Here is a 20988-nt window from a genome sequence, read left to right on the forward strand (position 1 = left end):
GCGGCGGGCGGGTGGGGAAGTGGGTGCGGACAGCGGGGCGGGGTCAGCCCCCGGTGTGGGTCGTGTCGCGGATGCTCCTCAGCCGGTGCAGCAGGCCGCCGACGGCGAAGTGGTCGTGCAGGAGCCGGTATTCGGCGAAGAGGGCGTCGTAGGCGTCTGCCCGGGAGGCGTCGGGCGTGTAGACGGCGGGCAGCCGACGGCCCATGGCGGCGGTGGCCGTGCGCACGTCCGCGTGCGCGCCGGCGGCCACGGCGGCGTGGATGGCCGACCCGAGGGCGGGGCCCTGGTCGGACGCGGCGAGCGAAACGGGGCGGCGCAGCACGTCGGAGTAGATCTGCATCAGCAGTTCGTTCTTGGCCAGTCCGCCGGCGACGATGAACTCGTACACCGGTACGCCGCCGGTCTCCAGGGCCTCGACGATGACGCGGGTGCCGAACGCCGTGGCTTCGAGCAGCGCGCGGTAGACGTCCTCGGGGCGGGTCGCGAGGGTGAGGCCCACGATGACCCCGGAGAGGTGGTGGTCGACGAGGACCGAACGGTTGCCGTTCAGCCAGTCGAGGGCGACCAGTCCGTGTCCGCCGACCGGCTGGCCTGCGGCCTTGCGGGTCAGCAGGGTGTGCAGGTCCTCGCCGCGGTCGGCGGCCTCGGTGAGGTAGTCCGAGGGGACGCCTTGGTCCAGTACCCAGGCGAAGATGTCGCCGACCGCGCTCTGGCCGGCCTCGTAGCCGTAGGTCCCCTCGACGATCCCGCCGGCCACGACACCGCAGATGCCGGGGACGTCGGCGAGGACGGGGGCGTTCACGACGTGGCAGGTGGAGGTGCCCATGATGGCGAGCAGCTGGCCGTCCTCGACGGCCTGGGCCGCCGCCGCGGTCACATGGGCGTCGACGTTGCCCGCGGCCACGGCGATGCCGGGGCGCAGTCCCGTCCACGCTGCCGCCTCGGTACTGAGCGAGCCCACTCGTGAGCCCAGTGCGGAGAGGGGGAATTCGAGGCGGGTGCGCGCGAAGTCGGCGAACCGGGGATTCAGCTCGGCGAGGTACTCCTCGCTCGGGTAGGCGCCGTCCTGGTGGATGCCCTTGTACCCGGCCGTGCAGGCGTTGCGGGACTCGGTTCCGGTGAGCTGCCACACGATCCAGTCGGCGGCCTCGATCCACCGCGCGCAGGTGTCGTAGACGAGCGGATCCTCCTCCAGGACCTGGAGGGCCTTCGCGAACTGCCACTCGGCGGAGATCTTGCCGCCGTAGCGGGCGATCCACTTCTCCCCGCGGGCGTGGGCGAGTTCGTTGATGCGGTCGGCATGCGACTGGGCGGAGTGGTGCTTCCACAGCTTGGGCCACGCGTGCGGCCGTCCGGCGAGCTCCGTCTCGGCGAGGGGGGTCCCGTCGGCCAGTGTGGGCAGGACGGTGCAGGCGGTGAAGTCGGTGGCGATGCCGATCACCGCCGCGGGATCGATTCCGGCCGCCGCCACGGCCTGCGGGACGGCGTGATGCAGTACGTCCCGCCAGTCCTGGGGGTGTTGCAGGGCCCAGTCCGGAGGCAGCGGCGCACCGCCGTGCGGCAGATAGCGGTCGATGATGCCGTGCCGGTAGACGTGGACCGCCGCGGCCAGCTCCTGACCGTCGTGAACCCGCACCACCACGGCGCGGCCCGACAGCGTGCCGAAGTCGACGCCGACCGTGTACTGCTCCGATTCCTCGGAATGCGGGGTGGGCGCGAGGGGACGGGGTGAGGTCAACGGAGTGCCTTTCGAAGGAGCCGTGGGGCGGCAGGCTGCGGGCGGCCCGGCGGGCGGCTTTGCCGCCCGCGGGAGTGGCGGTCGGCCGGGTGGTCCAATGCAATGCATTGTGAGCGCTAACAATGTCGATAGGCAAGGGGTCTGCACGGATCAGGTTTGAGCTCCACCGGCGCCGTGGCCTCCGTATACGGCGGCCCGGGTCGAACTGCTGTCGACGTGAGGCGGGTTGCGCCTTCAATCCGGGTGGCGGGGCCGATGGCCTCGGGGGCGGATTGAGGCCCGCCTCGTCGCCGCGTCCGAGGCGGTAACGGGGAGGTAACGTGCGCAAGGGGGTTGAGAACCTGGCTTGTTAGCGCTCACAATGCCACGGTGCCCCCCCTCTCAAGGGGGTCCCTCTCCTGCCTACCCGGACGCCGGCCGTCACGGCCGTCGTGCACCGCGGCACTCCTGGGACTCCTGGCGGGCAAAGCCCGGCCCCGGCCGTGCGGCGCCTCTTCCCGTACACCCTGAAAGGACCCCGACATGGCTCGCAGAGCAGTTCTCGTCCTCACCGCCGCCCTTCTCTCCTCCTCGTTGACCGCCTGCTCGACCAGCAGCCCCGCCTCCAGCTCCCCCTCGGAGGCCAAGGGGGGAGCCGGCAAGACGATCACGCTCGGCTTCGCCCAGGTCGGCGCCGAGAGCGGTTGGCGCACCGCCAACACCAAGTCGGTCCAGGAGGCGGCGAAGAAGGCCGGGATCACCCTCAAGTTCTCCGACGCGCAGCAGAAGCAGGAGAACCAGATCAAGGCGATCCGCAACTTCATCCAGCAGAAGGTCGACGTCATCGCCTTCTCTCCGGTCGTGGAGTCCGGCTGGGACACGGTGCTGAAGGAGGCCAAGGACGCGGGCATCCCGGTCATCCTCACCGACCGCGCCGTGGACACCAAGGACACCTCCCTCTACAAGACCTTCCTGGGCTCGGACTTCGTCAAGGAGGGCAAGTCCGCGGGCGAGTGGCTGACCGCCGCTTATGCGAACGAGCAGGGCCCGGTCAACATCGTCGAGCTCCAGGGCACCACGGGCTCCGCACCCGCCAACGACCGCAAGGCCGGCTTCGCCGACGCCATTCACGCCGACGGCAAGTTCAAGATCGTCGCCTCGCAGACGGGCGACTTCACCCGCGCCAAGGGCAAGGAGGTCATGCAGGCGTTCCTGAAGTCCCAGAAGGACATCGACGTCCTCTACGCCCACAACGACGACATGGCCCTCGGTGCCATCCAGGCCATCGAGGAGTCCGGCAAGAAGCCCGGTACGGACATCAAGGTGATCTCGGTGGACGGGATCAAGGACGCCTTCGTCGCGATGACCGAGGGCAAGATCAACGTCGTGGTGGAGTGCAACCCGATGCTCGGTGACCAGCTGATGGAGCTGACCAAGAAGGTGGCGGCGGGTGAGAGCGTGCCGCCTCGCATCGAGACCCAGGAGGGCGTCTTCCCGCAGGACAAGGCCGCGGCCGCGCTGCCGTCCCGGAGCTACTGACGCAGCAGGGTTCCGGTGCGGGAGGAGGCCCGGTTTCGGCGCCTCCTCCACAGTCGGCAGCCCGCTCCACCACCCCACCCATGAGAGGAGGGCGGATGGCATCCCCGTCCACCACCCCGCGGCCCACGGACGCGGGCGGCCCGCGACCGGTCCTGGAAGCCCAGGGCATCCGCAAGCAGTTCCCGGGCGTGCTCGCCCTCGACGGAGTCGCCCTGCGGCTCTTCCCCGGTGAGGTGCACGCCCTGATGGGCGAGAACGGCGCCGGGAAGTCCACCTTGATCAAGGTGCTCACCGGTGTCCACCCCGCCGACGGCGGCACCCTCGTGGTCGACGGCCGGCCCCACGCGTTCGCGGACCCCCTCCAGGCGCAGCAGGCCGGAATCAGCACCGTCTACCAGGAGGTGAACCTCTGCCCGAACATCTCGGTCGCCGAGAACATCCTCATCGGGCGCGAACCGCGCCGGTTCGGTCTCATCCACTGGTCCGCGATGCGTCAGCGGGCGGTCGAGCTGCTGACGGAACTGGACCTCGACCTGGACGTCACCAGTCTGCTCGATTCGCATTCCCTGGCGGTACAGCAACTGGTCGCCATCGTCAGGGCGGTGGACGTCTCGGCGAAGGTGCTCGTGCTGGACGAACCCACCTCCAGCCTGGACCGCGAGGAGGTCGCCCAGCTCTTCACCCTGGTGCGGCGCCTGCGGGACCGCGGTGTGGCCATCCTGTTCGTCACGCACTTCCTCGACCAGGTATTCGACCTCTGCGACCGCGTCACCATCCTGCGCAACGGCCAGCTGGAAGGCGAGTACCCCATCGGGGAACTCACGCCGGTGACGCTGGTACAGCGCATGATCGGCGGAGAACTGGCCACCCTCGACCAGCTGTCCGGCCGTGCCCACGAGGAAGCGGCCGTACGGGCGGCCGGCGAGCCGTTCCTCCGGGCACGGCAGCTGACCCGCACGGGCTCGATCGAACCGTACGACCTCGACATCCACGCCGGCGAGGTCATCGGACTGGCGGGCCTGCTGGGTTCGGGCCGCACCGAGGTGGCACGCCTCCTGTTCGGCGCGGACAGCGCGGACGCCGGAGATGTGAGCATCGAGGGCGAGAAGGTGGTCCTGCGCACCCCCCGCCACGCCATCGCCCGGGGCATCGCGTTCTGCTCCGAGAACCGCAAGTCCGAGGGGCTGGTGGGCGAGCTCACGGTCCGCGAGAACATCATCCTCGCCCTGCAGGCCGCCCGCGGCTGGACCAGGCCGCTGGCCCGTGCGAAACAGGACGAACTGGCGCGGCACTGGATCGAAGCCCTGGACATCCGCCCCGGCGACCCCGAAGCGCAGGTGCGCCACCTCAGCGGAGGCAACCAGCAGAAGGTCCTGCTCGCGCGTTGGCTGCTGACCGACCCCCGGCTCCTGATCCTCGACGAACCCACCCGGGGCATCGACATCGGGGCCAAGGCGGAGATCCAGAAACTCGTGGCCCGCCTGGCGGGCGAAGGCACCTCCGTGCTGTTCATCTCGGCGGAACTCGAAGAGGTCCTGCGCCTGAGCCACCGCATCGCCGTGCTCCGCGACCACCGCATGGTGGCCACCCTCGCGAACGACGACACCGTCACGCCCGAACGCCTCCTCACGACCATCGCCACCGGAACGGACTCATGACCACCCAGCCCGCCAAGTCCGAGGCGGCCGGCGGAATCGGGAGACGACTGGCCGGCCACCGCCTGCTGTGGCCCGCGCTCATCCTGCTCGCCCTGCTCCTCGGCAACCTCGCGTTCCACCACGACTTCTTCTCCGTCCGCATACGCGACGGACACCTCTACGGCAGCCTCATCGACATCCTGCAGTTCGGTGCGCCCCTCATCCTGGTGGCGCTCGGCATGACCCTGGTCATCGCCACCCGCGGCATCGACCTCTCGGTGGGCTCCACCGTCGCCATCGCCGGCGCCCTCGCCTGCGGGCACATCTCCACCGCCGCACACCCCGGCAGCGTCGCCACCATGCTCACGGCCGTCGGCCTCGCGCTCGGCGTCGCCCTCGTACTGGGTCTGGCCAACGGCTTCCTGGTGTCCGGGCTGGGGGTGCAGCCCATCGTGGCCACCTTGATCCTCATGGTCGCGGGCCGCGGTGTCGCCCAGCTGATCACCGACGGCCAGATCATCACGGTGACCAGCGCCCCCTACAAGATGATCGGAGGCGGCTACTGGCTCACCTTCCCCTTCGCCGTACTCCTGGCGGCCGCCCTCGTCGCGCTCACCGCCTTCGTCACCCGTCGCAGCGCACTCGGCATGCTGATCGAGTCCGTCGGCGGCAACCCCGCCGCCAGCCGCCTGGTCGGCATCCGGGCCGGCGGTCTGCTCGCCCTGGTCTACGTCTTCAGCGCGCTGTGCGCCGCCGTCGCCGGGCTGATGATCAGCTCCAACGTCTCCAGCGCCGACGGCAACAACGCCGGCCTGTGGATCGAACTCGACGCGATCCTCGCCGTAGTCGTCGGTGGTACCGCCCTGACCGGAGGACGCTTCTCCCTCGGCGGCACCGTCCTGGGCGCCCTGATCATCCAGACCCTGTCCACCACCGTCTACACCCTCGGCGTCCCGCCCGAGACCACCCTCGTCTTCAAGGCCTTCGTCGTCATCGTCGTCTGCCTCGTGCAGTCTTCGGTCTTCCGGGCCAAGGTCCTGCGCCGCCGCAGGACGACCACTCCCCGATCCCACACCGCAGCGGGCGCCGCCCCGCAGCAGCAGGAGGCAGGCGCATGAGCACCGGCATCGCGAGCGCCGCCGCGCACCTCACCCGCCCCTTCGCGACCGTGTCGCCGCGCACCCGCACCCGTATCCCACTGATCGTCACGGCCGTCCTGCTGGTCGTCATGTTCAGCGTCGGATCGGTGCGCTACGAGGGCTTCCTCTCCGCGCAAGTCGTACTGAACCTGCTGATCGACAACGGATTCCTCCTGGTCGTCGCGGTCGGGGCGACCTTCGTCATCCTCACCGGCGGCATCGATCTGTCCGTCGGCTCCATGGTGGCCCTGTCGACCATGATCACCGCCTGGCTGGTCGAGTCGCACGGCTGGCCCCTGGCCGCCGTCATCCCCCTCGTCCTGCTGGTCGGCGCCGCGAGCGGGACCCTCATGGGCTGGATCATCCACACCTTCGAGATCCAGCCGTTCATCGTCACCCTGGCCGGCATGTTCCTCGCCCGCGGGCTCTGCTACACGATCAGCACCGAATCCATCACGATCAGCGACCCCACCACGGCCGCAATCGCGCAGACCCGGCTGTACGGCCCGGGGGGCCTGTTCGTCTCGATCCCGGTCGTCATCGCCCTGGCGGTGCTGGTGATCGCCTTCGTCGTACTGCACCACACGCGCTTCGGCCGCAACGTGTACGCGCTGGGCGGCAACGAGTCCTCCGCACGCCTGATGGGTCTTCTGGCAGGCTCCACCAAGATCGCCGTATACGCCGTCAGCGGCCTGTGCTCCGCACTCGGCGGCCTGCTGCTGACCTTCTACATGCTCTCCGGCTACGCACTCCACGCCATGGGCATGGAACTCGACGCGATCGCAGCCACCGTGATCGGCGGCACGCTGCTGACCGGCGGTTCCGGCTTCGTCCTGGGCACCGCCCTGGGCGTGCTCGTCCTCGGCATGATCCAGACGGTCGTCAACTTCCAGGGCACGCTCAGCTCCTGGTGGACCCGGATCGTCATCGGCGCCCTGCTGCTCGTGTTCATCGTGCTGCAACGTCTGATGAGCGGCCGCCGCCCCGCCACCGACTGACTCCGGCCCGGCTCCGCAGCCCATCTGCCCGTGCCACCGCGTTCGCGCGCCGCGATCACAGCGCTTCCCGGCGCGCCCTCCGATGGACCGACTTCCAGGGAATACCGCCATGGAACACGCATACGAAACTGTCGATCAGGCCGCCGAGCGCGGGCAGACTGCCGCCGGTCCGCGGGCGGTCCGCCCCCTGCGCCTGGACGATGAAGGACCGGGGGAGAGGTGGCGGTTCGGCTTCCCCGGCCGGGCCTGCGCGGAGGTCCACACGCGCGGCGCCCGCCTCCATTCCCTGATCCTGCCGGACCGCTGGGGCCACACCGCCGACGTGGTGCTCGCCGCCGGCGACCCCGGCGCCTTCGAGGGCTCCGCACGCTACTTCGGCGCGACGGTGGGCCGTTACGCCAACCGGATCGCCGGGGGCCGGCTCGTCGTCGACGGCGTCACCCACCGGCTGGCCACCCAGGAGACCGGGCACACGCTGCACGGCGGTCCCGACGGGTTCGACCAGCGCGTGTGGCGGTGCGAACCCTTCCACTCCGCACACCGCACCGGTGTCCGTCTGTTCCTGCACAGCCCCGACGGCGACCAGGGATTCCCCGGCGCCCTCAACGTCCGCGTCACCTACACGCTGGACCGGGACGACAACCTGACCCTGTCGTACCAGGCGGTCGCCGACGCGCCGACGATCGTGAACCTCACCAACCACGCCTACTGGAACCTCGAAGGGGAGGGACGCGGCAACGTCCTGGCCCACCATCTCCAGGTCGCGGCCCCGCTCTACACCCCCGTCGACAGCGAGTTGATCCCCGACGGCCCCCACCGCTCGGTCAGCGGTACCCCGTTCGACCTTCGTCGGCCCCGGCGGCTCTCCGACGTACTGACCTATACGGATGCGCAACTGGCCCTCGCGGGTGGCGGCTTCGACCACAACTGGGTCCTCGACGGCGACCGGCGGGCCCGTCCCCGCCAGGCCGCCGTGTTGTACGCCCCCGCATCCGGCCGCCGCATGGACGTGCTCACCACGGAACCGGGCATCCAGGTCTACACCGCCCAAGGCCTGACGGGTGACATCACGGGCAAGGGAGGCAGGCCCTACCAGGCCTACGCGGGGGTCGCGCTGGAAACCCAGCACTTCCCTGACTCCCCGAACCGCCCCGACTACCCGACGGTCCTGCTGCGCCCGGGCGAGCTGTACCGGTCCACCACGATCCACAGTTTCACCACGGTCACCGCCTGAGAGGGGCGGCGTCGGCCGTCGCCGCTGTCCGGTGCCGCAGGGGGGCACCGGACAGCGGCTTTCGTGCCTGTGGCGTCAATCCCCGTACGAGGTGCCCCAGGGGGCCCGGCTTCCCGTACGAGGCGCCCCCGGGGCCCGGCTCTCCCTGGGAGGGGTCAACGGCCGGGCTCCTGGGGGTCATCGGGGGGTCATTCGCCGGGGGGAGTGACCCTGCGCGCCGTGCTGGCGCGCACGATGAGCTCGGGCGCCACCACCAGGTGCGTCGACTCGTCGGTCCGGCCTTCGATGTGGTCCAGGAGCAGCCCGATGCTGTAGCGGCCGATCGAGGCGAAGTCCTGACGGATCGTCGTCAGCGGGGGCGGGAAGAACTCGGCCTCGGGGATGTCGTCGAACCCGGCGACCGCCACGTCCTCCGGCGTGCGCAGGCCGGCCTCCCGCAAGGCCCGTAGGACACCGAGGGCCATCTGGTCGTTGGCGACGAACACCGCGGTGAGGGCCGCTCCCCGCCCTTGTGACGACCGGAATCGCCCCGCGAGCTGCTGGCCGGCCTGGTATCCCGACAGCGGACTCCAGTCGCCGCGCAGCAGGGGCGGCACCTCGGCGCCGGCATCGCGGAGCGCGTCCTCCCATCCCTGGGTGCGGGCCTCGCTCTCCAGCCAGTCGGGAGGGCCCGCGACATGCCACACGGTGGCGTGGCCCGAGGCGAGGAGATGTTCCGTGATCATGCGAGCCCCGAGGCTCTGGTCCAGCGAAACCCCCGGCAGGTCGAGGGTGTGGCCGCCTTCCACGGTGACCACCGGGCACGGTGCTTCCAGTGCCGCCAGGGCCCTCACCGCGGCGCGTTGGGGAGTGACGGCCACGATCCCCTCCACGCCCCACCCGGCGAGGTGCTGCATGGCTTCGGCGAGGGCCGTCTGTGTGGCGGTCCGAAGCGTGACGGCGGACGTCAGATAGCCGCGGTCCCGAGCCGCCTCCTGGACTCCCGCCACGGTGCTGGCGGGCCCGTGCAGTGTGGTGTTCACCGCGATGACGCCGAGCGTGTGGGTCCGGCGAGTGGCCAGGGCCCGGGCTGCCGAATTGCGGCGGTACCCGAGCTGCTCGATGACCTGTGTCACGGCGGCCCGGGTCTTGGCGCTGACGTTCGGGTGGTCGCTGAGCACTCGCGAAACGGTCTGGTGGGACACGCCGGCGACACGTGCGACGTCCGTCATGGTGGGCGCTCGCGAGACGTCTGGGAGCTGGGTCAACTCTCTTCCTTTCCTCATCGAGCGGCCTTCCCTCAAGGTACCGAACCAGCCGCGGCCCGCACATATCCCGGACCGGCCGGGAGTCCGTCGATCAGGATCGATGTGGGCGTTCACATTATGCAGCGTTGGTCGCATGGTGTGGGCATGAATCTTCTCCTACCTCTTGAGATTACTGCTTGTTAGCGTTAACAATTCGATCGGGGCAGCCGGGTGGGTGGGATAGCTGCGGCAGCGCAGCCGCGATGCCCGGTGCGGCCCCCGATCAGTCCAGCCCGCTCATGCGCGACTGCGGGGCCGGCGGGACGCCGGTCCGGAGAAACCGCCGCGCATGTCAGACAGACGGTGAGAGCGTAGTGAGCGAGACCATTCTCAAGGACCTCCGTCGCGAGGTCCTCGCGGCCAACCTGCGCATCCCGGAGGCCGGTCTGGCCACCCTCACCTGGGGAAACGTCAGTGGAGTGGATCGAGACGCCGGCGTCTTCGTCATCAAGCCGTCCGGAGTCTCCTACGCCGACCTCACCGAGGATGACCTGGTGGTGGTGGCGCTGGAGGACGGGCGGGTCGTCGACGGAAACCTCAGGCCGTCCACCGACACCGAAACCCATCGGTGCCTCTACCGGGCCTTCCCCTCCATCGGCGGCGTCACCCACACGCACTCGACGCACGCCGTCGCCTTCGCCCAGGCGCGCCGCCCGATCCCCGTGCTCGGCACGACACACGCCGACACCTTCAACGGGCCCGTCCCCGTGACGGCGGACCTCACCGCCGAGCAGTGCGCGCAGGACTACGAGTACAACACCGGACAGGTGATCGTTGCCCGGCTCGACGGCGACCCCCGCCGGGCCGACGAGGTCCCCGGCGCGCTCGTCTCACGGCACGGCCCCTTCACCTGGGGCGCCACCGCGAAGGCTGCGCTGGAGAACGCCATCGTCTGCGAGGCCGTGGCGGAGATGGCGCTGCACACGCTGGCGCTGGGCTCCCGCCTCGGAGACACCTCCGAACCGCCGAGGCATCTGCTGGAGCGGCACTTCACCCGCAAGCACGGACCGGACGCCTATTACGGCAACGCCCCTCATGCCCCGGGCGTCTGAGGCCTGCGCTTGATCGCGGCGCGGCGAGTGGCGTCGCATGCCTTGGGCGCTTCGCAGGCCCCGGGCGTGCGAGGCCCTGCGCTTCGTCACGGTGCGGCGAGCGGCCCCGCGCACCCCGGGTGCCCCGCACACCTCGGGGCGTCTGAGGTCGCGCACCGCCTCACGGCGCGGCGCGGCGACAGGTTTCCGGAGAATCTGCGGCGGGGGAGGGGGCGTCGGCGGCCGCGAGGTGCTGTCGCCGGCGGCGCGCGACCTCGCCCCGCCGGGCTGACGCCTCACGGGTCGCCGAATGCCACGGTTCCGGCCGGGTCCGACCACCTGCTACTCCAGTCGTCGGCCCGCCCTCCTGCCCTCGTGGCCAGCCGCGGCGGCGCGGGCCGGATCGTCTGAGTCGGCCCTGTGGCGGGGCTCGACCTTGCCGGTCGCTGGATGAGTGGCAGTCACTGAGTGGCGGTCGCCGACCGGCGGTCGCTGAGTGGCTGGAGCCGCGTGGCTTGCGCCGACGCTTCACAGCGGCTGGCGCGACCGGCTCGCGTCCGTCACCGCCGGGACCGGTACCTTGCCGGACGGACACCGCGTCCGCGCGGAGCGTGACTGGGCCGGCTGTCCGTCGATGTCCGCTCCCGCGCAACCGGCCGATGCGCTGGCCGCCGGTGAGTGAGGGTCGGGCGGTGGGGGTTGGGGTGTGTGAGCCCCCTCGGCGGGGCCGGCGCCGGCTCTGGTCGTCGATTTCGGGCCACCGGTTCACGTGCGCCGAAGCTGTGGTGGCGGTCGGCCTGTTCGCGGATGCGGTTCGTTCAACCACCGGTTCGTACCGGTGCCTTGACGGGTCCGTGAGGCGCCTGGCTTGATTGGGAGCGCTCCCACTCCGCCCCTCATCCACCGAGGAAGGCTTCACCGTGCCTCCTGTCACCTCCGCCCGCGGCGTGCCACGTCGCGCGGCCGCCGTGCTCGCCGGCTTCGCGCTGGCGGTCGGCGGTCTGTCCGCGACCGCCCTGACCCTTCCGGTCGCGGCTGCCGCCACCGTGGCCGCCGCTGCCGACACGCCCGTCCGGGTCAACCAGCTCGGCTACCTGCCCGACGGCCCCAAGCGGGCCACCGTGGCCAGCTCCGCGACGGCCCCGCTCGCCTGGCAACTGCGCGACGCTTCCGGTGCGGTGACCGCTTCGGGCGCCACCACGGTGCACGGCGCCGACCAGGCGTCCGGTCAGTCCACGCACCTGGTGGACTTCGGCGCGTACACCGGCACCGGCACCGGCTTCACCCTGGCCGTCGGCGGCCAGAGCAGCCACCCCTTCGACATATCCGCCTCGCTCTACGACGGACTGCGCGCCGACAGCATGTCGTTCTTCTACCAGCAGCGCAGTGGCATCGCGATCGATGCCGCCCTGGCGGGCGGCAGCGCGTACGCCCGCCCCGCCGGGCACCTCGGCGTCGCCCCGAACAAGGGCGACACCGGTGTCCCCTGCCAGTCCGGGGTGTGCGACTACCAACTGGACGTGCGCGGCGGCTGGTACGACGCGGGCGACCAGGGCAAGTACGTGGTCAACGGCGGCATCTCCGTCTGGGAGATGGTGAACTCCTTCGAGCGGGCCCGCCGTTCGGGTGGTGAAGCGGCGCTCGGCGATGCGACGCTGCGGGTGCCGGAGCGCGGCAACGGGACGCCGGACGTGCTGGACGAGGCCCGTTGGGAGCTGGAGTTCCTGCTGCGGATGCAGGTCCCGGCCGGGAAGCCGATGGCCGGGATGGCCTTCCACAAGATGCACGACGCCAAGTGGACCGCCCTGCCGACCCGGCCCGAACTCGATTCCGAACAACGCGAGTTGCACAAGCCGTCGACCGCCGCGACGCTGAACCTGGCAGCCTCGGCTGCGCAATGTGCCCGGGTGTACGCGTCGTACGACGCCGCGTTCTCCGCGCGCTGCCTGGACGCGGCCCGCCGCGCCTGGACGGCCGCCAAGGCCAACCCGAACGTGCTCGCCTTGGCGAGCGACAACACCGGCGGTGGTGCGTACGAGGACGCAGACGTCTCCGACGAGTTCTACTGGGCGGCGGCGGAACTCCTCGCCACCACCGGCGAGTCCCAGTACCGGGACGCTGTCACCTCCTCCCCGCACCACACCAAGCCCGTCGACGCGTTCTGGTGGGGCGGCACCGCGACGCTCGGCCGCATCACCCTCGCCACCGTCCCCGGCGTGACCCTGCCCGCCGACGACGTGACCCGGCTGCGCGGCCTGCTGACCACGGCCGCCGACGGCCACCTGTCCACGATGTCCGGCCAGGGCTACGCGGTGCCGCTCCCCGACACCGGGTACGTGTGGGGCTCCAACAGCTCCGTCACCAACAACGCGATGGTGCTGGCCGTCGCGTACGAGATCACCGGGCAACAGCGCTACCGGGCCGGAGCGTTGGAGTCCCTGGACTACCTGCTCGGCCGCAACGCGCTCGACCTCTCCTACGTCACCGGCTACGGCGACCGCACTTCCGAGAACCAGCACCACCGGTTCTGGGCGCATCAGAACGACGCCTCGCTCCCGCACCCGCCAGCCGGTTCCTTCGCGGGCGGGCCGAACTCCGGGCTGGAGGACCCGGTGGCCAAGGAGAAGCTCACGGGCTGCGCACCGGCGGCCTGCTACGTGGACGACATCGGCTCGTACTCCACCAACGAGGTGGCCATCAACTGGAACGCCTCCCTGGCCTGGCTGGCGGCCTTCGCGGCCGAGCGGCGCGGCGCCCCGGCGGCGCCCGTGGTCCAGGTGGCGCCGGCGGCCGTAACGGTCCCGGAGGGCGGCTCGGCGCCGGTGGGCGTGCGGCTCTCGGCAGCGCCCGCGCAGAACGTGACGGTGACGGTGGCCCGGAACTCCGGCGACGAGGACCTGTCGGCAGCCGCGACCCTGGTGTTCACCCCGGCCAACTGGGCGACGGCGCAGCAGGTTTCGGTCCTCGGCGCGCAGGACGCCGACGTGTCGTCGGGCAGCGCGACGTTCACGGTCGGTGGTCCTGGCGTGCAGTCGGCGACGTTCACGGCGACGGAGGCGGACGACGACGCGTCGGCGGCCTCCTGCACGGTGGCGTACCGGATCGACAACGCCTGGAGCAACGGTTTCACCGCGACGGTGACCGTGAGGAACACCGGAACCTCGACGATCTCCGGCTGGACCCTCGGCTGGAGCTTCGCGGGTGACCAGCGGATCAGCAACGGCTGGAACGCCACGGTGAGCCAGTCGGGCAGCACGGTCACCGCCCGGGACGCGGGGTGGAACGGCACGCTGGAGCCCGGCGGCAGCGTGGGCTTCGGCTTCCAGGCGACGTACTCGGGTACCAACGCGATCCCGGCGCGCTACACGCTCAACGGCGCACTCTGCTCCTGAACGATCACCACGCCCTGCCCGCCCGCCGCACCGGGAAGCCCTGGTGCGGCGGGCCGCTTTCGGTGGGCTCAGCTCCGCCTGGACGGTGAGCCAGCCCCGGGCGCAGGGCAGGTGCGTTTTGCGGGAAGCGCTGCCATCGAGGGACGACGACGGAGTGGAGCCAGGATGATCCTGGCTCCACTCCATGGCGCGGGGTGTGTCACTGGAACTGTGCGAAGAACCTCCAGATCTCTCCCTTGGTCCAGGTCGTGACACCGCTTTCGTTGGAGGAGCCGTCGACCGGACCGGGCAAGTGGCCACCGTCGAAGGCGGCCCATTGGACCGGGTACCCGGCACGGCAGCCCGAGTAGGTGGTGGTGATGTGCGTCCGGCTGCCCGGCGCGGGCTCGCGCGGGGTCTGGGAGGTGCAGCCGTTGTTGCTGACGAACCGGTCGCGCAGGGACCGTCCTTGCGCGATGTTGAGGACGGAGTCGCTGACGCCGTGGATTCCGAAGTAGGCGATGGGCTGGGCGCCGCCGCTGCACCCGCTGATCTCGCCGCCGGAGATGACCGCGACAGCCCTGAAGACGTCGGCCCGGGTGCATGCGAGTGCGTAGCTCATCCCGCCGCCCCAGCTGAAACCGGTGGCGAAACGCTGCGCCGTGTTGACGCAGAGGCCGCCCTCGATCCGCCGGATCATGTCGTCGACGAAGGTGACGTCCTCACCGCCCGGATTGGCCCAGCCGTTGTCGAGGCCCTGGGGGGCGACGAGGATCGCGCTGTTGTTGGATTGTTCCTGTTGGCCGTAGTAGGACCAGGCCTTCCCGCTCGTTCCGCCCGAGGCGACGTCGCCGGCGGTTCCGCCCCGCCAGTGGAACGCGAAGATCAGCCGGTAGGGCTGGCTGTTGGAGTAGTTGTCGGGCACCCTGAGGATGAAGCTGCGGCTCTTGCCGCTGCTCTGGATCGTGTGCGTACCGCTCGCCAGCGTCGGGGCGCTGCCGCATCCGCCGCCGCCGGACGACAGCTTGACCATCTGCCATTGCTGGTTGGCGCCGCCCCAGTCGCCGTACTGGACGACGTTGCCGCCGTCGGCGGTGGAGGCGCCCTGTACCTCGACGGCCTTGCCGCTGTTGCGGTTGATCAGCCGGACGTGGCCCGCGTCGGAGTCGGCCAGCCGGAACTGCTGGTTGGCCCCGTTGCCGTCGGTCCGCTGCGCGATCGCGGCGCCGTCGGCGGTCGAGGAGCCGGCCACGTCGAGGACCTTGCCCGAATGCCGGGCCTTGAGCCGGTAGAAGCCGCCGCCGGAGTCCACGAACTGCCACTGCTGGTTGGCTCCGTCGTTGCGCGTCCACTGACTGACTCGCGCGCCGTCGGCGGTGGAGGTGCCATAGACGTCCAGCGCCTTGCCGCTGTTGCGGTTGACCAGGACGTACCAGGCATTGCCGTCCACCGTCGCCGCCTCAGCGGGCGCCGGCTTCACCGAGAAGAGCGTGCCGATCGCAAGCGTCGCCGCCACCACGGAGGCCAACCGGGACCACCAGCGGTTCCTTCGTGGAGGAGCGGGGGAAGCCGTACCGTAGGTCTTCATCGGTTCACCCTTTCGCCGTGACAGGTCGTCAGGTGCGGCTCCAGCGCTGGTTGCTGCCGCCCGAGCAGGAGTAGAGCTGGATCAGGGTGCCGTTGGCGGTGCCGGTTCCGGCAGCGTCCAGGCAGAGGCCGGACTGGACTCCGACGATGGAACCGTCGGAGTTCAGGCGCCACTTCTGGTTGTCGCCGCCCCAGCAGCTGTAGATCTGGACCTTGGTGCCGTTGGCGGTGCCGGCGGCGTCCAGGCACTTGTCGCCGTAGACCTTGAGCTCGCCCCCGGCGGTGTACGACCACTGCTGGTTGGCGCGGTTGTTGCAGTCCCACAGGTTGAGCTGGGTGCCGTCGGTCGTGCTGGCACCGGGCACGTCCAGGCAGCGGCCCGAACCGACGCCCTTGACCTGTCCGGAACCGGGTGTGGGGGTCGGAGTGGGGTTGGAGGAACCGGCGTTGAGTGCGTTGAGCACCGAGGTGTAGGCCGGCTTCTTGTTGCCGTTGCCGTCGAACAGCAGCGGCGATTGCTCCGACCGCCAGGAGTCGGTGTCGCGCACACCCCAGACGGTGATGCCGAGGCAGCGCGGGACAGCCAGGCAGTCGTTGGTCACGTTGGCGTAGGTCGTGGCCGAGGCGCCCTGGATGTCGAGTTCGGTGACGGCCACGTCGACGCCGAGGGCGGCGAAGCTCTGCAGGGTGGTGCGGAAGTTGCTGTTGTAGGGGCTGTCGTTGTTGAAGTGGGACTGGAAGCCGACGCAGTCGATCGGCACGCCGCGCTGCTTGAAGTCCCGGACCATGTTGTACATGGCCTGGGTCTTGGCCCAGGTCCAGTTCTCGACGTTGTAGTCGTTGTAGCAGAGCTTGGCGGCCGGGTCGGCGGCGCGCGCGGTGCGGAAGGCGACCTCGATCCAGTCGTTGCCGGTGCGCTGCAGGTTGGAGTCGCGGCGGGCCCCCGAACTGCCGTCGGCGAAGGCCTCGTTCACGACGTCCCACTGGACGATCTTGCCCTTGTAGTGGGCCATCACGCCGTTGATGTGGTTGGTCATCGCCTGGCGCAGCGCGCTGCCGCTGAGGTTCTGCATCCAGCCGGGCTGCTGGGAGTACCAGGCCAGGGTGTGACCGCGTACCTGCTTGCCGTTCTGTACCGCCCAGTTGTAGACGCGGTCACCGGCGGCGAAGTTGAACTGGCCCTGCTGGGGTTCGGTGGCGTCGATCTTCATCTCGTTCTCGGGCGTCACCATGTTGAACTCGCGGCCCGCGATCGTCGTGTACGCCGAGTCGCCCAGCCTGCCCGAGGCGACGGCGGTGCCGAAGTAGCGGCCGCTCTGCGCCGCCGCGCCGCCGAGGGTGCTCTCGGCGGCCTGTGAGGCCAGCGGAGCCACCAGTAGGGCGGCTGAGCCGAGGACGCCGGCGACCAGCGCCGTACGGAGAATTCCGATCTTCCGGCGGACGGTGGATGGGGGAATGGCATTTGAGCCCATGAAAGAGCCTCCAGGACAGAAATCACGGAAGGATTGGAGCGGGGCAGAGTGAATCCGCGTGAACGACGCCCGCGTCCATTGACAAAAGGACGCTCACCAGTCAGGGCGTAACGATTCAAGGCCGACACCCGGCACTCGGACATAGACGGGGGTATCGCCTCGGGCCCCAGTCTGGAAACACCGCCGAAACATGTCAATACTTTCGAAAGTGTTTCGAGAATCCGGTGCCTCCGAATAGCCTAATAGCCGCTTTTCGTAGAGCGATCCTCATCGAAAGTGTTTCGATGAGGATCGCTCTGCAACGGGTATTTCTACAGTTCGGATCTCCGGTCAGCGCAGGGCCGTGTTGAACTCCAGTGCCGGGTCGGCGTTGCGGACGAGGGACTTGGCCTGCTCCGGCCACCACACGCCGGCCGCGGGATCGACGACGCCGTACTCCGGGTCGATGGTGCCGCCCGGGATGCTGCGGTTGCACTGGCCGTCGGACTGGCCGACCGTCTTGATCCACAGGTAGGCGTCCACGAGCGGGACGCGGGTGTTCGCGGTCGGCCGGGCGCCGATGCCGCGACCGGGAGCGTTGCACCAGGTCTGCGGATCGCCGCTGTACTTGCCCGCAGGCGGGGTCCAGGCGCCCCGGCCGTCGCGGCTGGTGTCCACGACGAGGTGGGTGAGCTCCTGCGCGGGCGGGGTGCCCACGTTCTGTTGGAACCACAGGTCGGTCCAGTGCCAGGTGGACGGGTCGTCCACGTTCACGGAACTTCCCGGCTGCCCGTCGTTCGGTGCCGCGGGGGAGTAGTACTGGCTCGCGCACCAGTCGGGGTGCCCCTTGGCCCAGTCCGGGCCCTTGGTGGCGAACCACAGGCACTGGGAGACCCAGGTGCCGTAGTGGGTGGACAGATCGGTGGCCAGGTAGTTGGAGACGTTCAGCGAGAAGCCCTGGGTACGGGTGACACCTGCCTGGAGGAGGCGCCCCGCGGCGTCGCCGACGCTGCGCCAGTGGCTGTTTCCGGCGTCCAGGTAGACGACGCTGTTCGGCTGCCGCTCCAGGGCGTCGATCGCGTGGTTGAGGTCGGCGAAGCGTCCGGCGGTGATCGCGCCGGTGGGGTCGCTGCCGGGCCCGCAGTCGGAGGGGAGGTTGGCCAGCCCGTCCGGTTCGAGGATGACGACGGCCTTGCTGCGTCCGATCCCCCGGGCGAAGGCGCTGATCCAGGCCTGGTACTCGGCGTCCGACTGTGCACCGCCGGAGGAGTACTGGGAGCAGTCGCGCAGCGGTATGTCGTAGGCCACCAGGACGGGAACCGTCCGGGTTCGCTCGGCCCCGCGCACCAGGTCGCGTACGCGGGATTCGACCTGCTCCGGGGTGCCGTCGGTGAACCAGGCGGCCTCCGGCCAACTGGCCAGCTTCGCCATGGACTTGGCGCCATCGAAGTCCCGGTGGAGGAGGTCGGTGACGGCCTGGTGGGCCGCGTCGCTGTCGGGATCGACGTAGAAGCGGGTGTTCGCAGGAAGCGTGTGGGATGCCGGTGCGGAGCGCGCCTCGGCAGAGGCGGGGGCGACGGCGCCGAGGAGCAGGGTGAGCGCGCTCGCTGCCAGGACTAATCGGTGCAGGGGGATGCGCACGGGGTTCCTTCGGTGAGGGAGGGAAGCGGGGCCGGGTCAGTAGCCGTAGATCATCTTGTAGGCGACCTCCGGCAGGAACTGTCCGGCCGAGGAGCCGGCCCCGACGCCGCAGTTGCCGTCGGACTCGCCGGGGATCTTGATCCACAGCAGCATCTCGGCACTGCCGCCGCGCTGGGTGGGAGTACCGATCCGGCGGCCGGCGGGGTTGCACCACTGGCCGTTGGAACCGTTGCCGTTGCGGCTGGTGTCGATGACGAACGGCTTGGTGTAGCCGTAGGAGCCCAGTGCGGAGTTGACCGCGTTGCCGTAGGAGGTGTTCTGGTCGGTGGTGAAGTAGTTGGAGACGTTCAGTACGAAGCCGCGTGCCCCGCTGACCCCGGCGGCGGCGAGCTGCTGCGCCATGGTCGAGGCGCCGATCCAGCCGGGGTTCCCGGCGTCGAGGTAGACCCAGGTGTTGGGTGCCTTGGCATTGAACTGGGCGATCGCGTTCTTCAGCATGGCGTTGCGCTCGGCGATCTGAGCAGCCGTCATGCAGCTCTCGTGGCCCAGGGCATCGGGTTCGAGGACGACGACGGCCGGGCGGTTGCCGATGCCACTGGCGAAGGCGGCGATCCAGGCGTCGTAGGCAGCGCGGCTCCCGGCGCCGCCGCCGGACTGACCGGCGCAGATGTCCCGGTTGGGGATGTTGTACGCGACCAGGACCGGCAACTTGTCGTAGGAGTCCGCGCGGCCGACGTAGGCGCCGGTGGCGCTGCCGATGTCGCCGCTCCAGTTGCCGAACCAGCGGGCCGCCGGGGTGTTGGCGATGGACGTACGGATCGCCGCCGCCCGCCCGTCGCCCGGGTTCGCGTTGGTCCACCGCAGGGCGGAGTTGTCGGGGTCGGCGTAGAAGCCGCTGGTCATGGTGGTCGGGTCGGCGGCGTACGCCGGGCCGGCGTTGATCAGGGCGAGGCCGGCGGTCAGGGCGCCGGCCAGCAGGGCGGACGCGGCTCGGACGGACATGCGCATGGTTCTTCCTCCGGTGGGGGATGGGGAAGTGGAAGCGCTTCCAGTTTTGATGTGGGGTCGGATCGCGCTGATGGGATGATTGGGGCCGTCGCCGGGGTGTGTCAAGTGGTTGAACACGGAAGCATCGTCATGGCTGATATGGCGTCATTGGTTGGAAGCGCTACCAGATCGAGACCCGGGCAGCATCCGCGTGCAGGTCCGAAGTCGGGGCGGTGATGGAATCATGGCGCTGTTCGATGTCGCTCGTTCGATGTCGGCGTTCGATGTTCGCCGTCCGCGTGAGCCCGAGGAGCAGTCCTTCCATGGAGCCGTCACCCAAGCGCATGCCGACTCTCGACGAGGTGGCCGCACGCGCCGGCGTGTCGCGCACGGCGGCCTCCCGGGTGATCAACAACGCCCCGCACGTCAGTCGTGCCAAGCGGGAGGCGGTCCAACGGGCGGTGCGCGAGCTGGATTTCGTGCCCAATCCGTCCGCGCAGGCCCTCGCGACCCGCAGGGTCGGAGCGGTGGTGCTGGCGGTCTCGAGCGATGAACCGGGGCTGTTCGCCGACCCGTTCTTCGCGGAGGTCATCGTCGGCGTCAGCGAGGCGCTGGAGCAGACCGAGCTGGAACTGATCCTGCTGCTGGCCAACACCCCGCGCGGCCGGGAGAGGTTCGAGCGGCTGCTGCGCTCGCGCCGGGCCGACGGCGTCATGCTGATGGCGCTGCGGGGCGACGATCCGCTGGGCCGCCTGGGCGAGGAGGTCGATCTCCCCGTCGTCTTCGGCGGACTGCCGCTCATCGGGGAACCCACGTGGTACGTGGACGCCGACAACCGGGGCGGTGCCCGCCTGGCCGCCGAGCACTTCGCGCGCACGGGCCGCCGACGGCCCGTCATGATCACCGGCCAGGTGGACGCCAGGGCCGCGGTCGCGCGGGAACAGGGGTTCACCGACGGTCTGACCCTGTCCGGCCTGCCGCTGCTCGGGGTCGAGCCCGGGCAGTTCACCGAGGAGGGCGGCGCCGAGGCGATGGAGCGGCTGCTCCGCGAACACCCCGATCCCGACGCGGTGTTCGCGGCCTCCGACGCGATGGCCATCGGCGCTCTGCGCACCTTGCGGGAACGGGGGCTGCGGGTGCCCGAGGACGTCGCGGTGATCGGCTTCAACGACCTGGCGAGCGCCCGGCACACCAGCCCACCGCTGACCACCGTCCATCAGCCGGTACGGGCGCTGGGACAGGAGATGGCCAGGATGCTGGTCAGTGCCATCGAAGGACACCGCCCCAGCCCGTTGATCCTCCCGACCCGCCTGACCGTGCGCGAATCGGCCCCCGATCTGCCCGCGCCCGCCTGACCGGCGGGCGCTTGC

The 20988-nt window shown here is 70.3% G+C and carries 15 protein-coding genes; 8 read left to right on the plus strand and 7 right to left on the minus strand.

Features of this window, described 5'->3' with window-relative positions:
- Positions 1-43: 43 nt before the first annotated feature.
- Positions 44-1738, minus strand: coding sequence for a ribulokinase (gene araB / locus OG490_RS36465; RefSeq protein WP_330300556.1), 1695 nt, complete (start codon positions 1736-1738; stop codon positions 44-46).
- 522 nt (positions 1739-2260) lie between these two features.
- Between araB and OG490_RS36470 the strand changes: the two genes are divergently transcribed.
- The 5 genes from OG490_RS36470 to OG490_RS36490 all read left to right on the plus strand — a co-directional run bounded on the left by OG490_RS36470 (position 2261) and on the right by OG490_RS36490 (position 8264).
- Positions 2261-3256, plus strand: a complete 996-nt coding sequence (locus OG490_RS36470) for an ABC transporter substrate-binding protein (protein ID WP_330300557.1) — start codon at positions 2261-2263, stop codon at positions 3254-3256.
- Positions 3257-3351: 95 nt separating this feature from the next.
- The gene (locus OG490_RS36475) at positions 3352-4914 is read left to right on the plus strand and encodes a sugar ABC transporter ATP-binding protein (protein ID WP_330300558.1); all 1563 of its coding nucleotides are present in this window, start codon (positions 3352-3354) and stop codon (positions 4912-4914) included.
- A complete protein-coding gene (locus OG490_RS36480) occupies positions 4911-6011 on the plus strand; it encodes an ABC transporter permease (protein WP_330300559.1) in 1101 nt (366 codons plus the stop codon). The genes OG490_RS36475 and OG490_RS36480 overlap by 4 nt, the downstream gene beginning before the upstream one ends.
- Positions 6008-7030: a galactofuranose ABC transporter, permease protein YjfF gene (gene yjfF / locus OG490_RS36485; RefSeq protein ID WP_330300560.1), complete on the plus strand. Its 1023-nt coding sequence runs from the start codon at positions 6008-6010 to the stop codon at positions 7028-7030. Before OG490_RS36480 ends, yjfF begins: the two co-directional genes overlap by 4 nt.
- Before the next feature lie 109 nt (positions 7031-7139).
- Positions 7140-8264 carry an aldose epimerase family protein gene (locus OG490_RS36490; RefSeq protein WP_330300561.1) on the plus strand — a complete coding sequence of 375 codons (1125 nt, stop codon included), beginning with the start codon at positions 7140-7142 and terminating at the stop codon, positions 8262-8264.
- A gap of 188 nt (positions 8265-8452) precedes the next feature.
- Here OG490_RS36490 and OG490_RS36495 read toward each other — a convergent pair whose 3' ends face one another.
- Positions 8453-9529, minus strand: coding sequence for a LacI family DNA-binding transcriptional regulator (locus OG490_RS36495; protein ID WP_443065916.1), 1077 nt, complete (start codon positions 9527-9529; stop codon positions 8453-8455).
- Positions 9530-9864: 335 nt separating this feature from the next.
- Here OG490_RS36495 and araD point away from each other — a divergent pair, with 335 nt between their 5' ends.
- Together araD and OG490_RS36505 are read left to right on the plus strand one after the other, a co-directional pair.
- A complete protein-coding gene (gene araD, locus OG490_RS36500) occupies positions 9865-10602 on the plus strand; it encodes an L-ribulose-5-phosphate 4-epimerase AraD (RefSeq protein ID WP_330300563.1) in 738 nt (245 codons plus the stop codon).
- 899 nt (positions 10603-11501) lie between these two features.
- Positions 11502-13973 (plus strand): glycoside hydrolase family 9 protein, encoded by a 2472-nt coding sequence (locus OG490_RS36505; protein ID WP_330300564.1) that lies wholly within the window; start codon positions 11502-11504, stop codon positions 13971-13973.
- A gap of 199 nt (positions 13974-14172) precedes the next feature.
- On the opposite strand, the gene OG490_RS36510 is transcribed toward OG490_RS36505, so the two are convergent.
- The 5 genes from OG490_RS36510 to OG490_RS36530 form a co-directional block, all read right to left on the minus strand.
- Positions 14173-15540 carry an RICIN domain-containing protein gene (locus OG490_RS36510; protein WP_443065917.1) on the minus strand — a complete coding sequence of 456 codons (1368 nt, stop codon included), beginning with the start codon at positions 15538-15540 and terminating at the stop codon, positions 14173-14175.
- Positions 15541-15568: 28 nt separating this feature from the next.
- The gene (locus OG490_RS36515) at positions 15569-17011 is read right to left on the minus strand and encodes an endo-1,4-beta-xylanase (RefSeq protein ID WP_330300565.1); all 1443 of its coding nucleotides are present in this window, start codon (positions 17009-17011) and stop codon (positions 15569-15571) included.
- 330 nt (positions 17012-17341) lie between these two features.
- Positions 17342-18631: a glycoside hydrolase family 6 protein gene (locus OG490_RS36520; RefSeq protein ID WP_330300566.1), complete on the minus strand. Its 1290-nt coding sequence runs from the start codon at positions 18629-18631 to the stop codon at positions 17342-17344.
- 36 nt (positions 18632-18667) lie between these two features.
- Positions 18668-19639, minus strand: a complete 972-nt coding sequence (locus OG490_RS36525; protein ID WP_330300567.1) for a glycoside hydrolase family 6 protein — start codon at positions 19637-19639, stop codon at positions 18668-18670.
- Positions 19640-19799: 160 nt separating this feature from the next.
- The gene (locus OG490_RS36530; RefSeq protein ID WP_330300568.1) at positions 19800-19943 is read right to left on the minus strand and encodes a hypothetical protein; all 144 of its coding nucleotides are present in this window, start codon (positions 19941-19943) and stop codon (positions 19800-19802) included.
- Here OG490_RS36530 and OG490_RS36535 point away from each other — a divergent pair.
- A complete protein-coding gene (locus OG490_RS36535; protein WP_330300569.1) occupies positions 19942-20973 on the plus strand; it encodes a LacI family DNA-binding transcriptional regulator in 1032 nt (343 codons plus the stop codon). The genes OG490_RS36530 and OG490_RS36535 overlap by 2 nt on opposite strands.
- The last annotated feature ends 15 nt before the right edge of the window (positions 20974-20988 follow it).

The sequence above is a fragment of the Streptomyces sp. NBC_00503 genome (assembly GCF_036346895.1).
Classification (GTDB): domain Bacteria; phylum Actinomycetota; class Actinomycetes; order Streptomycetales; family Streptomycetaceae; genus Streptomyces.

Bases quoted from the DNA above. Each gene is read 5' to 3' on its own strand.
- OG490_RS36525 (WP_330300567.1), bottom strand. From the start codon at position 19,639: ATGCGCATGTCCGTCCGAGCCGCGTCCGCCCTGCTGGCCGGCGCCCTG.
- OG490_RS36495 (WP_443065916.1), bottom strand. From the start codon at position 9,529: ATGAGGAAAGGAAGAGAGTTGACCCAGCTCCCAGACGTCTCGCGAGCG.
- OG490_RS36470 (WP_330300557.1), top strand. From the start codon at position 2,261: ATGGCTCGCAGAGCAGTTCTCGTCCTCACCGCCGCCCTTCTCTCCTCC.
- OG490_RS36530 (WP_330300568.1), bottom strand. From the start codon at position 19,943: ATGGAAGGACTGCTCCTCGGGCTCACGCGGACGGCGAACATCGAACGC.
- OG490_RS36535 (WP_330300569.1), top strand. From the start codon at position 19,942: ATGGAGCCGTCACCCAAGCGCATGCCGACTCTCGACGAGGTGGCCGCA.
- yjfF (WP_330300560.1), top strand. From the start codon at position 6,008: ATGAGCACCGGCATCGCGAGCGCCGCCGCGCACCTCACCCGCCCCTTC.
- OG490_RS36510 (WP_443065917.1), bottom strand. From the start codon at position 15,540: ATGAAGACCTACGGTACGGCTTCCCCCGCTCCTCCACGAAGGAACCGC.
- OG490_RS36515 (WP_330300565.1), bottom strand. From the start codon at position 17,011: ATGGGCTCAAATGCCATTCCCCCATCCACCGTCCGCCGGAAGATCGGA.
- OG490_RS36480 (WP_330300559.1), top strand. From the start codon at position 4,911: ATGACCACCCAGCCCGCCAAGTCCGAGGCGGCCGGCGGAATCGGGAGA.
- OG490_RS36490 (WP_330300561.1), top strand. From the start codon at position 7,140: ATGGAACACGCATACGAAACTGTCGATCAGGCCGCCGAGCGCGGGCAG.
- OG490_RS36475 (WP_330300558.1), top strand. From the start codon at position 3,352: ATGGCATCCCCGTCCACCACCCCGCGGCCCACGGACGCGGGCGGCCCG.